At 63.9% G+C, this 13,970-nt stretch carries 11 protein-coding genes; 6 read left to right on the plus strand and 5 right to left on the minus strand.

Translation table 11 applies throughout. From position 1 onward, the window contains the following. Nucleotides 1–85 precede the first annotated feature (85 nt). Nucleotides 86–1,153 (plus strand): aromatic ring-hydroxylating oxygenase subunit alpha, encoded by a 1,068-nt coding sequence (locus tag KY379_RS02115; protein WP_133332110.1) that lies wholly within the window; start codon nucleotides 86–88, stop codon nucleotides 1,151–1,153. Between the two features lie 12 nt (nucleotides 1,154–1,165). Next, the gene (locus KY379_RS02120; protein WP_133332109.1) at nucleotides 1,166–2,116 is read left to right on the plus strand and encodes a PDR/VanB family oxidoreductase; all 951 of its coding nucleotides are present in this window, start codon (nucleotides 1,166–1,168) and stop codon (nucleotides 2,114–2,116) included. Nucleotides 2,117–2,122: 6 nt separating this feature from the next. Here the strand turns inward: KY379_RS02120 and KY379_RS02125 are convergent, their stop codons facing one another. Beyond that, nucleotides 2,123–2,836, minus strand: coding sequence for a GntR family transcriptional regulator (locus tag KY379_RS02125; RefSeq protein ID WP_133332108.1), 714 nt, complete (start codon nucleotides 2,834–2,836; stop codon nucleotides 2,123–2,125). Nucleotides 2,837–3,014: 178 nt separating this feature from the next. Beyond that, nucleotides 3,015–4,346, minus strand: coding sequence for an MFS transporter (locus tag KY379_RS02130; RefSeq protein ID WP_133332107.1), 1,332 nt, complete (start codon nucleotides 4,344–4,346; stop codon nucleotides 3,015–3,017). Nucleotides 4,347–4,853: 507 nt separating this feature from the next. Between KY379_RS02130 and KY379_RS02135 the strand changes: the two genes are divergently transcribed. From KY379_RS02135 to ampE, 3 genes are all read left to right on the plus strand, one after another. After that, on the plus strand, nucleotides 4,854–6,992 hold the full coding sequence (locus tag KY379_RS02135; RefSeq protein WP_261240820.1) for a DUF1631 domain-containing protein: 2,139 nt from the start codon (nucleotides 4,854–4,856) through the stop codon (nucleotides 6,990–6,992). A gap of 81 nt (nucleotides 6,993–7,073) precedes the next feature. Next, complete coding sequence (ampD, locus tag KY379_RS02140) at nucleotides 7,074–7,640, plus strand: 1,6-anhydro-N-acetylmuramyl-L-alanine amidase AmpD (RefSeq protein ID WP_133332105.1); 567 nt, start codon at nucleotides 7,074–7,076, stop codon at nucleotides 7,638–7,640. Beyond that, nucleotides 7,637–8,467, plus strand: a complete 831-nt coding sequence (gene ampE / locus KY379_RS02145) for a regulatory signaling modulator protein AmpE (RefSeq protein WP_261240819.1) — start codon at nucleotides 7,637–7,639, stop codon at nucleotides 8,465–8,467. Before ampD ends, ampE begins: the two co-directional genes overlap by 4 nt. 42 nt (nucleotides 8,468–8,509) lie before the next feature. Here the strand turns inward: ampE and KY379_RS02150 are convergent, their stop codons facing one another. The 3 genes from KY379_RS02150 to cra all read right to left on the minus strand — a co-directional run bounded on the left by KY379_RS02150 (nucleotide 8,510) and on the right by cra (nucleotide 10,834). After that, complete coding sequence (locus KY379_RS02150) at nucleotides 8,510–8,953, minus strand: hypothetical protein (RefSeq protein WP_133332103.1); 444 nt, start codon at nucleotides 8,951–8,953, stop codon at nucleotides 8,510–8,512. A gap of 109 nt (nucleotides 8,954–9,062) precedes the next feature. Beyond that, nucleotides 9,063–9,836 carry a TatD family hydrolase gene (locus KY379_RS02155; RefSeq protein ID WP_133332102.1) on the minus strand — a complete coding sequence of 258 codons (774 nt, stop codon included), beginning with the start codon at nucleotides 9,834–9,836 and terminating at the stop codon, nucleotides 9,063–9,065. A 2-nt stretch (nucleotides 9,837–9,838) separates the two neighbouring features. Then, a complete protein-coding gene (gene cra, locus KY379_RS02160) occupies nucleotides 9,839–10,834 on the minus strand; it encodes a catabolite repressor/activator (protein ID WP_261240818.1) in 996 nt (331 codons plus the stop codon). Between the two features lie 283 nt (nucleotides 10,835–11,117). Between cra and ptsP the strand changes: the two genes are divergently transcribed. Next, entirely contained in the window at nucleotides 11,118–13,970 is a 2,853-nt protein-coding gene (ptsP, locus tag KY379_RS02165; RefSeq protein WP_261240816.1) for a phosphoenolpyruvate--protein phosphotransferase, read from the plus strand.

The raw sequence follows: 13,970 nt of genomic DNA on the forward strand, positions 1-13,970 counted from the left end.
GCATAGCCGTATTTACATTGACTGCCAACGTTGTTCGTGGATTTAATGGATCCATTAAATAAAAACAACATGCCGGAGAGCCTCCATGTACCCAAAAAACACCTGGTACGTCGCTTGCACCCCTGACGAAATTGCCGAAAAACCTCTGGGTCGACAGATCTGCGGGGAAAAGATCGTTTTCTATCGCGGTCACGAGGGCCGTGTTTGCGCAGTCGAGGACTTCTGTCCGCACCGTGGCGCGCCGCTGTCGCTGGGCTACGTCGAAGACGGGAACCTGGTATGTGGTTATCACGGCCTGGTGATGGGCTGTGACGGCAAGACTGTCTCCATGCCGGGGCAGCGAGTTCGCGGCTTTCCCTGCAACAAGACCTTCGCTGTGGTCGAACGCTATGGCTTCGTCTGGGTCTGGCCTGGCGACCAGGCGCAGGCCGATGCGAGCCTGATCCCGCACCTGGAGTGGGCGGTCAGTGACGAGTGGGCCTACGGCGGCGGCTTGTTCCACATCGGTTGCGACTACCGGTTGATGATCGATAACCTGATGGATCTCACCCATGAAACCTATGTCCATGCCTCCAGCATCGGCCAGAAGGAAATCGACGAAGCGCCCCCTGTCACCACTGTCACAGGTGACGAAGTGGTCACTGCGCGCCACATGGAAAACATCATGGCACCGCCGTTCTGGCGCATGGCCCTGCGTGGCAATGGCCTGGCTGACGATGTGCCGGTGGATCGGTGGCAGATCTGCCGCTTCACCCCGCCGAGCCATGTCCTGATCGAAGTCGGCGTTGCCCATGCCGGCAAGGGCGGCTACCACGCCGAGCCCCAGCACAAGGCTTCGAGCATCGTGGTCGATTTCATCACGCCGGAAACCGATACCTCTATCTGGTACTTCTGGGGCATGGCACGCAACTTCGCCGCCCACGACCAGACCCTGACCGACAACATCCGTGAAGGCCAGGGCAAGATCTTCAGCGAAGACCTGGAAATGCTCGAACGCCAACAGCAGAACCTGCTCGCCTACCCCGAACGTAACCTGCTCAAGCTCAATATCGATGCCGGTGGTGTGCAGTCGCGCAAGGTGCTGGAGCGGTGGATCGCCAAGGAGCGCGCAGCCCAACCGGAACTGATCGCCACCAGCGCGACGCCAGCCTGAGGAGGATCCGACATGATCGATGCCGTAGTGGTATCCCGCAACGATGAAGCCCTGGGTATCTGCAGCTTCGAACTGGCCGCTGCCGATGGCAGCCCGCTGCCGGCCTTCAGTGCCGGCGCGCACATCGATGTGCACCTGCCCGGTGGGCTGGTACGTCAGTACTCCCTGTGCAATCACCCTGAAGAACGCCACCGCTATCTGATCGGCGTGCTCGACGACCCGGCTTCACGCGGCGGTTCGCGCAGCCTCCACCAGCAGGTTGGCGCAGGCGCAAGTCTGCGTATCAGCGAGCCGCGTAACCTGTTCCCGCTGACTGCGGGGGCTCGGCGTAGCCTGTTGTTCGCCGGTGGCATCGGCATCACGCCAATCCTGTGCATGGCCGAGCAGTTGTCGCACAGCGGCGCGGATTTCGAATTGCATTACTGCGCCCGTTCCTGTGAGCGTGCGGCATTCCTCGAGCGCATTCGTCACTCGCCGTTTGCCGACCGCCTGTTCGTGCACTTCGATGAACAACCGGAGACCGCGCTGGATATCGCCCAGGTATTGGGCGGTGCGCATGACGATGTTCACCTGTATGTCTGTGGCCCTGGTGGTTTCATGCAGCACGTACTGGAAAGCGCCAGGTCGCTGGGCTGGCAAGAAGCCAACCTGCACCGGGAGTACTTCGCTGCTGCTGCGCTCGATACCAGCGGCGATGGCAGTTTCTCGGTCCAGGTGGGCAGCACCGGCGAGGTCTTCGAGGTGCCGGCAGACCAGAGCGTGGTGCAGGTGTTGGAGCGCCATGGAATCGAAATCGCCGTTTCCTGCGAGCAGGGTATTTGCGGTACCTGCCTGACCCGTGTGCTGCAGGGCACGCCCGATCATCGCGATCTGTTCCTCACCGAGCAGGAGCAGGCGTTGAACGATCAGTTCACGCCATGCTGCTCTCGCTCCAAGACGCCGCTGCTGGTGCTGGATATCTGACCTGGCTCAGGATGCTGGCAGAATGACCTTCATGCGTGGGTCGGCCTTGGCGCTGCCGAAGGTTTCGGCATAGCGCAAGGTGGCATTGGCGTGCTCGCGCATGATCGCCTCGGCGCGGGCACCCTGGCCGTTGACCAGGGCATCGAACACCGCGTGATGCTGCATGTGGGCGAAGTTGAAGCGGCGGTACTCGCGCGCCAGGTCGTGGCGGTCGATGGCCAGTGCGGTGACCGAGGCGAACGGCAAGTGATCGTTGCGCGCCAGGGCATCGGCAATCGCCGGGTTGTGACTGGCCGCGACGATCACCTGATGAAAACGCATGTTGAGATCGTGGTAGGCGTCCAGGTCTTCCTCGGTCACGAAGCCCTTGTCGAACAGCTGGTCCCCCTCGGCCAGGCACTGCTGGAGGGCTTCGCGCGCTGCCGGCGACAGACCACGCTCCGCTGCCTGGCGGGCGGCCAGACCTTCCAGCACACCGCGTACCTCGACCGCGCCGGCGATGTCCTCTTCGCTGACCGAGCGCACCTGAAAACCACGGCCGCCAAAGCGCACCAGCAGGCCTTCCTGCTCGAGGGTGCGAAATGCCATGCGCACCGGCATGCGTGACACACCGAACAGTTCGGCGGTCGGTACTTCCATCAATCGCGCGCCGGCCGCCAGTTCGCCCGAGGCGATCATCTTGCGCAACGCAACCAGCACCATCTGACCGGGTTTACTCATCCAGGCAACTCTTGAGGCATGAGCGGCCATCTTAGCGTAAGGACTGGAGTTGTGGTCGCTCATTGTGGGCGCACCGGCGCTTCACTACGGACTTGAGCTGTGCCGATAACGCAAACAGCCCTCAGCGAAGGCGAGCGGTTCGGGCTCGTCGTCGCTGAGGGCTGTCGGGCGGCTTGGGTCAGGCGTTGGCCAGTTCTGGCCGTGCAGGAGTGGCGGCACGCCGCAGCAACAGCAGGCAGCCGGCGGCGATGACGAATACACTGGCGAACACGCCATACAAATGCAGCGGTTGCCAGCCACCATCGAGCAGGACGCCCGCTACGGTAGGCGAGAGGATCGCGCCGATACGACCGATGCCGATACCCCAGCCAACGCCAGTGGCGCGCACCGACGCGTCATACACCGCTGGCGAGAGCGCATACAGCCCTGCCACGCAGCCATTGGAGAACAAGCCGATCAGCAGGCCCAACGCCAGCGCCATCGCGACCGAAGCGCCGTTGGCCACGAACAGCACCAACAGCCCCGCTGTGATGAGCATGAATATCGACAACACCCGGCTCAATGGCCAGCGTGAGGACAGGCCGCCGATCAGCGCGGCGCCGATGATGCCGCCAACGCTCAGCAACACTCCGCCGGTGATGCCCTGTTGGGCCGACAGGCCTGCTGCGACGAGTAGTTTCGGGGTCCAACTCATGACGAAATAGAAGCCGAACATCACCAGGAAGAACAGCAACCAGATCACCAGGGTGGTGCGCCGCAGCGAGGGCGCGAGCAGTTGTCTGAAACCACCGGTGGTGCCGCGGGTATGGGCGAGGGGGGGAGGGAGCTGTGCCAGTGCCGGGTGGCCGAGGCGAGCAGCCAGGCGGTTGACCCTCGCCAAGGCATTGGCCGGGCGTCGGGCGAGCAGGAAATCCAGCGATTCGGGTAGCCACAGCAGCACCAGCGGGATCACCAGCACCGTCACGATGCCGCCGAACAAAAACACCGAACGCCAGCCCCAATGTCCCAGCAACCATACCGCGAGCAAGCCGCCGAGGGACGCGCCCAAGGCATAGCCGGTCGATTGCAGGCTCACTGCCAGGCCCCGCCAGCGCTTGCTGGCATATTCGCTGGCGATGACGTTGCTGCTGGCCAGAATGCCGCCGATCCCCAGCCCGGTCAGGCCGCGCAACAACGCCAGCTGTAGCGGGCTTTGGCTCAGGGCGCAGAGCAGCATGCCCACCCCGGAAAGCGCCAGGCAGACGAGAATCAAGGGGCGGCGGCCGAAGCGGTCGGCCCAGGGGGCGATGAACAATGAGCCGGCCGCCATGCCGAACAGGCCAGCGCTGAGCAGTAGCCCCACCTGTGCACCGCTCAGGTTCCATTGCGCCGAAACCGAGGCCGCGGTGAAAGCCATGACCAGTACGTCGAAACCATCGATCATGTTCAGGACGATGCAGATACCGATGGCCAGATACTGGAAACCGACCATCGGCTCGTCATCCAGCCGCTGTTTGATATCCATGCTCATGGAGTCACCTGTTGATCGGACTCGACCGCAGTGGAGAAGAGGGAGGTGCGCAGGCACGCTAAGCTGAGGGAACTTTGTCGGTTCCGTGCCCCTGGTAGGCCATTCATGACTGAACCCTTTTGTAATTGTTGTCGCGTACGGCAGGAGGGCTCCGACCGTAGTCAGGCGCTAATCAATCAGATGATGGATCCATAAACACTATCGTCTGAAGGGGATTCGTCGCTGAGATTCCTCGTGCTGACCTCTTCATGAATTGTCTTCCTTCAAAAATGCTAGTTAAATCAAAAGTTTATGAAGATTATTGCTTGACTATTTTTTGTTCGGTTATCGAACCTATTTGATGACATGGATCCATTTGAGGGGGTAAGTCGAGGCGGTAAGTGGAGGGGATGTGCGGGCCACCGCGCCTTTGGTCAGGACGGTTGAGCAATTTCCCGATTTGGCGGTCTTTTGCCTGCCAGCGTCCCGACGCCGGCGTTCCAAAGCGTGCCGAACAAGGAGACAAGGATGCATACAGAAGGCAAGGTGGTGCCGCTGGCAGCCGCCATCGAGCGGGGTAACTATTTGCCCGGCCTTCCGCTACTGCTCCTGCAGGTGCGGGACAAAGCCGCATTGCAATTGCGTCACGGTCTGCAGGCCTTGTTCGATAATGCCGATGACAGCCTTTTCGAAATGGCCGACAAAGCCACCGACCGCCGTGAACAGAATCTGTGCTTCGAAGCCATGCGTGACCTGCGCCTCAAGCGCAAGGGCATCGAGCGCCATGTGCTCGATGGGTTCTATGGCGCCTTTGCCCGCATGGGGCAGACCGCTGCACCGGCGACAACGGCAGAGGTGTCCCTGGAGCGTGATAGCGGAGCAGAGGCCCTGGTCGCCCGCGCCCTCTCGCGCGATGGCCTGGCGCTCGGCCAGTTGCTGCAGCGCTTGCACGCGCTGCTCGATCGAGCTCTGCCCGAACAGAGCAACCCACTCGCACCTGCGCCGTTGTGCGAGCTGTTCATCGATGCCGCGCGCAGCCTCGGGCTCGGCCCGCGCGTCAGGGCAATCCTGCTGAAGCTCTTCGAGCGTCATGTGCTGCGTGATTTGTACCTGGTCTACGACGATGCCAACCAACTGCTCGCCGATGCCGGTATCTTGCCCGACCTGCCGGCGTTGCCGCGTCGACGTGCCGAGGACCGGCGCAGCAATGCTCGTCAGCGCCCGAGCGCCGCCCAGCAAGACGAGCACGCCGACCTTGCCGGCCAGGCGCTGTTCGATGCCGTACAGGGCCTCTTGGCACCTGACCGTCGATCGCCCGTGCCTGTGCAGGCGATCGGCGTGGCCCAGCTGCTGAGCCGCGCCGACTTGCTGCGTCTGCTGACGCACTTGCAGCATCAGGTTCCAGCCACGTTCGAGGCCAATGATTTCGACCCTGGCCAGCAACTTGGCGTGCTGTTGCGGCGTGTCGGTGCACGCAGCGCAACGCCATGCCGGCTCAGTCACGCCGATGAAGACATGATCTGCCTGGTCGGCTTGCTGTTCGATTTCATCCAGGCTGACGACAACTTGCCAACCCGCCTGCGGGCCCTGATCGGTCGTCTGCACATCCCGCTGCTCAAGGTGGCGCTCCTGGACAAGAGCGTTCTGGTTCGCGCCAGTCATCCCGCCCGGCGACTGCTCGACGAAATGGCTGCTGCTGCAATCGGCTGGGAATCCAACGATGACGGTCTGCGTGACAGCCTGCACCTGCGTATCGAGCGCACTGTCCAGCGCCTGCTCAACGAATTCGATGACGACCCGGAGCTATTCGCCGAGCTGCTCGAGGACTTTCTTGCCTTCAATCAGGATGAGCGTCGGCGTTCGGCCTTGTTCGAACAGCGCACCCGCGATGCCGAAGAGGGCAGGGTGCGGACGCTGCAAGCACGCCTGCAGGTGCAGCGGGCGCTCAATGCACGTCTGCGTGGCCGGCGTCTGCCAGCAGGCGTGCTGAACATGGTGGTGCAAGGGTGGAGTCAGGTCATGCTGATGGTCCTGCTCAAGCACGGTGAGGCCTCCGCACCTTGGCGCGACGCGTTGACCACCCTGGACATGCTGCTGGGCAGTGTCGTCCCGCACCATGACCTGCGTGCCCGTGAGCATTTGCTGCAGCAGGTGCCAGGGTTGCTCAAAGCGCTACGTGACGGGTTGGCCGGTGTGGCGTTGGATTCGGCGGTGACCCGCGCGTTCTTTCTGCAGTTGCAGCAACTGCACCTGCGCGCCTGCGCCGCTCAGCCGGCGAGCGTTGACGATGGCGATCCAGCCATGACCGAGGTTCTGATCGAAGAAGACATCGTCCTGGTGCTGGCCGAGGAGCTGGCCTGCGCACCGCTGCGTCCTCTCGATGATCTGGTGCAGCCGTTGCGTCAGGTGCAGCGCCTGCAGTTGGGCGCCTGGGTCGAGGTCTGCGATGAGGGCCAGGCGCTGCGCTGCAAGTTGGTGGCCCGTTTGGATGGCAGTGATCGGCTGGTGTTCGCCAACCGCAGCGGCCTGAAGGTTCGCCAGTGGAGTGCGGCTGGCTTGGCGCAGGCGCTGCGGCGCGGCGATGTGCGGCTGCTGGATGACGGCCTGCTGTTCGAGCGGGCGCTACAAACGGTGCTCGCAGGCCTGCGCCAAGGCACGCGGCATTGAGTGCGCCAGGATTTACATGCAAATGGCCACAGCCGCAAGGCATACTGCGGGCCTGTACCGGCGCTTTCTCAGGATCTTCCCATGCAATTGGACCGTGCCACGGGCTGGTTCGGCGGAATCGACCACTGCCCTTCGCCCAACTTCAACGCCCGCCCCGAGGGCGAAGCGATTTCGCTGCTGGTCATCCATAACATCAGCCTGCCTCCGGCCTGTTTTGGCACGGGCAAAGTGCAGGCGTTTTTCCAGAACCGCCTCGACCCTGACGAACATCCTTACTTCAAGGACATCTGTCATCTGACGGTGTCGGCACACCTGTTCATCGAACGCGATGGCGCCGTGACCCAGTTCGTCTCGCTGCTCGATCGTGCCTGGCATGCCGGTGTGTCGTGCTTCCAGGGCCGTGAAGGGTGCAATGACTTTTCCATCGGCATCGAGCTCGAAGGCACCGACGAACTGCCCTACACCGAAGCCCAGTACAACGTACTGACGCAACTGACCCGGCAGATCCGCGCAGCGTTCCCGCGGATCGACGTGGATCACATCCAGGGGCACTGTGATATTGCTCCGGTGCGCAAGACCGATCCCGGTCCGGCCTTCGACTGGCAACGCTACCGGCGATCCCTGCAGAGCAACGAGGACAAGGCATGAGTTTTCTGGTGTTGGTGCTGGTGCTGTGGGTCGAGAAGTTCTCTGCCTGGCGTAAGCGGGTGCAGCATGACGGGTTCTTCATCGGCGAGCTGACCCGCCTGGAAAGAAGCGGCAAGGTCCATCCCTGGTGGACCCTGGCCATTCTGGTGGCGGCGCCGGTGGCGCTGTTGATGTTGTTGTTGCATGTGCTGGAACCGGTTGCCTATGGTTTGTTGGCCTTGCCGGTGCATCTGCTCGTGCTGATCTACAGCCTGGGCCGTGGCGAAACCAAGGCTGCTCTGGGGCCGTTTCGCGATGCCTGGCGGCGCGGAGACGAACAAGCGGCGCTGCATGTGGCAGAGCGCGATCTCGGCATGCAGGCCGATACCCCTCGCGGCCTGCTGGTGCGGGTCCAGGGTTATCTGTTGTGGCAGGCTTACCAGAGCTTTTTCGCAGTGATCTTCTGGTATTTCGTGCTTGGCCCTGGTGCGGCCCTGGCCTACCGCTTGCTGGCGCTGACAGCCGGCAACAGTGGGCAACCGGCACTCAAGGCGCGTGCCGAGCAACTGCGCCATATCATGGACTGGCTGCCGGTGCGGGTGCTGACCCTGAGCTTCGCCCTGGTGGGCAACTTCGTCGCGGTCATGCGGTTGATGTTGCATGAATTGCTGAATTGGCACATCGGTGCCGGACATTTGGTGGCCCGGGTCGGGCGGGTGGCTGACGACATCCCCGAGGAGGAGGATGACCAGCGCGGCCTGGCCAGGCTGGACAGCCTGTGGGAACTGCTACAGCGCTGCGCGGTGCTGTGGTATGCCGGTTTCGCGCTGTGGACGGTGTTGCTCTGATATTCGCGAGCAGAGCCTGCCCTGCAGTGCAGGCTCGTTCGCTTACACCTGCTGGCGCTTGAGTTTGTTCACGACCACGCTGCCTTTGACCTTCACTTCCTCGGCTGTGTCGGTATCGACCACGAACTCGAAGTTGGTCTTGAACAGGCCAGTGCTCTCGTTCCACTCGGTGTCATGGATCAGGCCGCTCTTGGCAAAACCACTGCCGCTGTCGGTATTGGACCCAAGGTAGGCGCCGGCCGGTGCTTCTTCGCCGTAGCCCATCTCATGCTTGGGCAGGCCGAGGTCTTTTCGCGGCAGCCAGATGTCGACGACGTAGTAACGGCGGTCTGCATTAAATAGTGCCCAGCCTTGAATGCTGACACTTGCATGCTGGTCGCTGACGAAGACGTCGTGGTTGATCTTGAGGGTTTCGCTGCCGCCCGCCCAGGAGACTGTTGCCTCCATCTGACCGTCGACGAATGCTTGAATTTGACCGTTGCTCATGGTTGATCCTCCGTGTGTGAGCCCAGAGGATAGGAGTCGTGTCATAACTGCCACAACTGGCAGATTTACCAGGGATGTGCCCGCCCAGCGCCTGGCAATCGGCACCTCGTCAGTCGAAAAGCGCCAGGGCATTGCGTGTGCTGGCATCGGCCAGCACCTCGACATCCACCGCCATCACGCTGGCCAGCGCTGCGGCGATTTCCGGTAGATGTTCGGGGCTGTTGCGCACCCCAGGAAACATGGCCGGTGCCATGTCGGGGGCATCCGTTTCCAGCACCACGCTGTCCAGCGGTAGTCGGGCGATGGTCTTGCGCAGGCGCAGCGCCTGCGGCCAGGTCGCGGCACCGCCCAGGCCAAGCTTGAAGCCCAGCCTGATGTACTCACGGGCTTCTTCGTAACTGCCGGCGAAGGCGTGGATCACGCCAGCGCGGCTTGGCTTGTAGCGCTTGAGCGTGGCGATGACCTGGGCATGGCTGCGGCGCACGTGCAGCAATGCCGGCAGTTGGAAGTCGCATGCCATCTGCAGTTGGGCTTCGAACAGGTCCTGTTGGCGTTGGCGGTCCAGGGTCTCGACGTAGTAGTCCAGGCCGAACTCGCCCACGGCGCACAGGCGCCGGTCGCCGCGCAGGCGTTCGAGCCATTGGCGCAACTCGAGCACATGCTCGGGACGATGTTGGTCAAGGTAGATAGGGTGCAGGCCCAGAGCGGCGACCAGGCGTCGATCGGCACAGGCCAGGTCCCAGACCCGCTGGAAATTACCCTGGAAGACACCCAGCACCACCATGCGCTCCACCCCGCGCGCCGCCGCGTTGTCCAGCAAGCGCGTGCGGTCGGCGTCGAAGTCGGGGAAGTCGAGGTGGGTGTGGGTGTCGATCAGACGCATGCTCAGGCCTTGGCGATACGTTGCTTGAACGTTCGACCGATGGCATGCACACCCGGTTCGTAGCGTTTTTCCTCGATTGCCGCCAGGGCCAGCTCCAGGGCCGTGGCGGCGATCTGCGCGTGCTGCTGGGCCATGGCGTTCACCGGCAGGGGCAGGAAGTCGAGCAACTGGTTGTCACCAAAAGTGCCCAACTGCAGCTGGCGCTCGCCAGCCGGGCGCGCTTGCAAGGCGTCGAACACCCCTTGCAACAGCACATAGGAGGTGGTCACCAAGGCATCTGGGAGGCCGCCCAATTCATCGATCAGCCGCTGCATCAGACGCTGGCCGCACTCACGGCTGAAGGCTTCGCCCTGATAGCGCCGCACTTCCAGTTCTTTGCCCTCCAGGGCCTGGTCGAAGCCACCGGCGCGGGCCTGGCTGACTGACAGTTCCGGTCGCGCGCCGATCAACGCGATGCTGCGTGGTGCGGTGTTCAGCAGGCTTTCGGTCAGTTGCCGGCTGGCATCGAGGTCGTCGCTGATCACCGAACAGAAGTGCGCCGGATCCAGGCGCCGGTCGATGGCGATCACCGGCAGGCCCTTGTCCTGCAGTTCGCGGTAGCTGTCGTCCTGTGCTGGCAGGCAACTGGCGACGAACAGTGCATCGCAACGCCGGGCACGGAACAGCTGCTGCAACTGGCGTTCGCTGTCGGGCTGGTCATCGCTGCTGGCGATCAGTAATTGGTAACCCCGGGCGCGGGCGCCTTGTTCGAGCTGCTTGGCGATGCGCGCATAGCTCGGGTTCTCCAGATCCGGGAGAATGAAGCCCAAGGTCCGCGTGTGGCGGCTGCGCAGGCCGGCGGCTTGGGGGTTGGGCGTGAAGCCATGGGCCTCGACCACGGCCCGCACGCGCTCGACAGTGCTGTTGCTGATGCGCTGCTGTTCGGCCTTGCCATTGATGACGTAACTGGCAGTGGTCACGGACACACCGGCCAGACGGGCGATATCGCTGAGTTTCACCGAATTTTCCTTGTTGTTACCGGGGCTGGCGGCGAGCCCTGACCGGGTAGTTTGACCCAGTCGATGCACCCCGCGCAGGCGACCATTGTCGCAATTGTCCGACAGGATGGGGCTTTTTCGTCGGAAGATTATCGAGTACCGTGACCACCTGATCAGATTAAACGTTTCAGCAGGCTTTTTTCTGCCGCCAAGACAGCCTGCTAACGGCCATCCTACTGGCCATTCGCCTGAAATTCACAACAATACCTCAGTACCCGACCTGGGGCTGGAAAAGGAGAAGGTCATGCTCGAGCTCGCCAAGGAGCAGATCGCCATGGGCCAGTCGGCCACCGACAAGGCTGAGGCGTTGCGCCTGATGGCCGCACGCCTGGTCGCCGATGGCCTGGTGGCCGACGGTTACCTGGAGGGGCTGCAGGCCCGTGAGGCACAAGGTTCGACGTTCCTTGGCCAGGGCATCGCCATTCCCCATGGCACGCCACAGACTCGCGACCTGGTGTATGCCACCGGCGTCCGTCTGCTGCAGTTTCCCGAAGGTGTGGACTGGGGCGACGGCCAGATCGTCTACCTGGCGATCGGCATCGCCGCGCGCTCCGACGAACATCTGCGGCTCCTGCAGTTGCTCACCCGAGCCCTGGGCGAAACCGACCTGGCCGAAGCGCTGCGCCGGGCGACGTCTGCCGAGGCGCTGCTCAAGTTGCTGCAGGGCGCGCCCCAGGCGCTAGCCCTGGACGCCCAGCTGGTGGGGCTGAACCTGCCGGCCGAGGATTTCGATGAGCTGGCCTGGCGCGGCGCACGCCTTTTGCAACGCGCCGGTTGCGTCGACCCAGGCTTTGCCGCCGTGTTGCAGCAGGCCGAGCCGCTGCCGCTGGGCGAAGGCCTGTGGTGGTTGAACAGCGAACGCCAGGTCCGCCAGCCGGGACTGGCCTTCCTCACTCCGCAGCAGCCCTTGCGATACCGCGATCAGCCGCTCAACGGCCTGTTCTGCCTGGCCAGCCTCGGTGCTGGGCACCAGGCGTTGCTCGAGCGCCTGTGCGAGGTGCTGATCGAAGGCCGTGGGCAAATGCTCTACCAGGCAACCAGCAGCCGTGCCGTGCTCGAAGTCTTGGGCGCCGACGCGCCAAGCGACTGGCCAAGCGTGCGCCAGGTGTTGGCCAACGCCCATGGCCTGCATGCCCGTCCGGCCAAGGTGCTGGCCCAGTTGGCCAAGGGATTCGACGGTGAGATCCGTGTACGCCTGGTCGACAGCGGCCAGCCGGCGGTCTCGGTGAAGAGTCTGAGCAAGCTGCTCGGCCTCGGTGCCCGACGGGGCCAGGTACTCGAGCTGGTGGCCGAGCCCTCGGTTGCCGAGCAGGCGCTGCCTATGTTGCAGGCTGCCATCGAGCAAGGCCTGGGCGAGGAAGTCGAGCCCTTGCCGACCGCCGCCGAGCCCGAGCCAAGCCTGCCTGACGCCGACCCCGTAGCGCCGTTGCCGGGCAGCCTGATCCAGGCGGTCGGCGCGGCCCCGGGCATCGCCTGCGGCCCGGCGTTGGTCTGCGTCGAAAAGGCCATCGACTACCCGCTGCGCGGTGAGTCTCCTGCTCAGGAACGCCTCAAGCTACGCGAGGCGCTGACGGCGGTGCACGACGAACTCGATGCCTTGGTGCAGCGCAGTGACAAGGCGATTGGCGAGATTTTCATTACCCATCAAGAGATGCTCGCCGACCCGGCCCTGGCCGATGACGCCGAGCAGCGCCTGGCCCAGGGAGAAAGTGCCGCAGCGGCCTGGATGAGCGTGATCGAAGCGGCGGCTCGGCAACAGGAGGCGTTGCACGACGCGCTGCTGGCCGAGCGCGCTGCCGACCTGCGCGACATCGGCCGACGGGTCCTGGCTCAGCTGTGTGGTGTGCAGGACCAGGCCGAACCCGAGCAACCTTATGTGCTGGTGATGGCCGAAGTCGGCCCGTCCGATGTCGCTCGCCTGGATCCGGCGCGGGTCACAGGCATCGTCACCGCCTACGGCGGTGCCACTGCGCATAGCGCCATCGTCGCCCGAGCCCTGGGTATTCCCGCCGTGGTCGGGGCCGGGCCTGAGATCCTGCTGCTCGACAGCGACACGCCGTTGTTGCTCGACGGCCAGCGCGGGCAGGTACAGGTCGCGCCTTCGGCCGATGTGCTGGAGCGTGCCCTGGCCGAGCGCGAACTGCGTGAACGACGCTTGCAGGCGGCCTGGGCCAACCGCCACGAGCCAGCCGTGACCCGCGACGGCCATGCCGTCGAAGTATTCGCCAACATCGGCGACAGCAGCGTCATCGACAAGGTGGTCGAGCAGGGCGCCGAAGGTATTGGCCTGCTGCGTACCGAACTGATCTTCATGGCCCACTCCCAGGCCCCGGACGTGGCTACCCAGGAAGCCGAGTACCGCCGCGTGCTCGACGGCTTGGCGGGCCGGCCGCTGGTGGTGCGCACCCTCGATGTGGGCGGCGACAAGCCATTGCCGTACTGGCCCATCGCTGCGGAAGACAATCCCTTCCTTGGCGTGCGCGGCGTGCGCCTGACCCTGCAACGCCCGCAGATCATGGAAGACCAACTACGCGCCCTGCTGCGCGCTGCCGACCGGCGTCCGCTGCGGATCATGTTCCCGATGGTCGGACAGGTGCACGAGTGGCGTCAGGCGCGGGCCATGGTCGAGCGCCTGCGCGACGAAATCCCGGTCGCCGACCTGCAACTCGGCATCATGGTCGAGGTACCGTCGGCTGCGTTGCTGGCGTCGCAACTGGCCCAGGAAGTCGACTTCTTCAGCATCGGCACCAACGACCTGACCCAGTACACCCTGGCCATCGACCGCGGCCATCCGAGCCTTTCGGCCCAGGCCGATGGCCTGCATCCGGCGGTGCTGAGCCTGATCGACATGACCGTGCGCGCTGCCCATGCCCACGGCAAGTGGGTCGGTGTGTGCGGCGAGCTGGCCGCCGACCCGCAAGCGGTGGCGGTGCTGCTCGGCCTGGACGTCGATGAACTGAGCGTTGCCGCCCCGAGCATCGCTGAAGTCAAGGCCTTGGTTCGCCAGGCCGATCACCAGACGGCCCGCGCCCTGGCGCGCGAGGCCCTGCAACAAGACAGCGCCGCGGCGGTTCGCGCGCTGGTGGAGCGCTTCTGA

Source organism: Pseudomonas sp. HD6422, assembly GCF_025377065.1.
GTDB lineage: Bacteria > Pseudomonadota > Gammaproteobacteria > Pseudomonadales > Pseudomonadaceae > Aquipseudomonas > Aquipseudomonas putida_U.

What these genes read in the sequence shown, in the direction of transcription:
- KY379_RS02135 (WP_261240820.1), top strand. Translation starts at nt 4,854, where the DNA reads ATGCATACAGAAGGCAAGGTGGTGCCGCTGGCAGCCGCCATCGAGCGG.
- KY379_RS02155 (WP_133332102.1), bottom strand. Translation starts at nt 9,836, where the DNA reads ATGCGTCTGATCGACACCCACACCCACCTCGACTTCCCCGACTTCGAC.
- ptsP (WP_261240816.1), top strand. Translation starts at nt 11,118, where the DNA reads ATGCTCGAGCTCGCCAAGGAGCAGATCGCCATGGGCCAGTCGGCCACC.
- ampD (WP_133332105.1), top strand. Translation starts at nt 7,074, where the DNA reads ATGCAATTGGACCGTGCCACGGGCTGGTTCGGCGGAATCGACCACTGC.
- KY379_RS02125 (WP_133332108.1), bottom strand. Translation starts at nt 2,836, where the DNA reads ATGAGTAAACCCGGTCAGATGGTGCTGGTTGCGTTGCGCAAGATGATC.
- KY379_RS02150 (WP_133332103.1), bottom strand. Translation starts at nt 8,953, where the DNA reads ATGAGCAACGGTCAAATTCAAGCATTCGTCGACGGTCAGATGGAGGCA.
- KY379_RS02120 (WP_133332109.1), top strand. Translation starts at nt 1,166, where the DNA reads ATGATCGATGCCGTAGTGGTATCCCGCAACGATGAAGCCCTGGGTATC.
- KY379_RS02115 (WP_133332110.1), top strand. Translation starts at nt 86, where the DNA reads ATGTACCCAAAAAACACCTGGTACGTCGCTTGCACCCCTGACGAAATT.
- ampE (WP_261240819.1), top strand. Translation starts at nt 7,637, where the DNA reads ATGAGTTTTCTGGTGTTGGTGCTGGTGCTGTGGGTCGAGAAGTTCTCT.
- KY379_RS02130 (WP_133332107.1), bottom strand. Translation starts at nt 4,346, where the DNA reads ATGAGCATGGATATCAAACAGCGGCTGGATGACGAGCCGATGGTCGGT.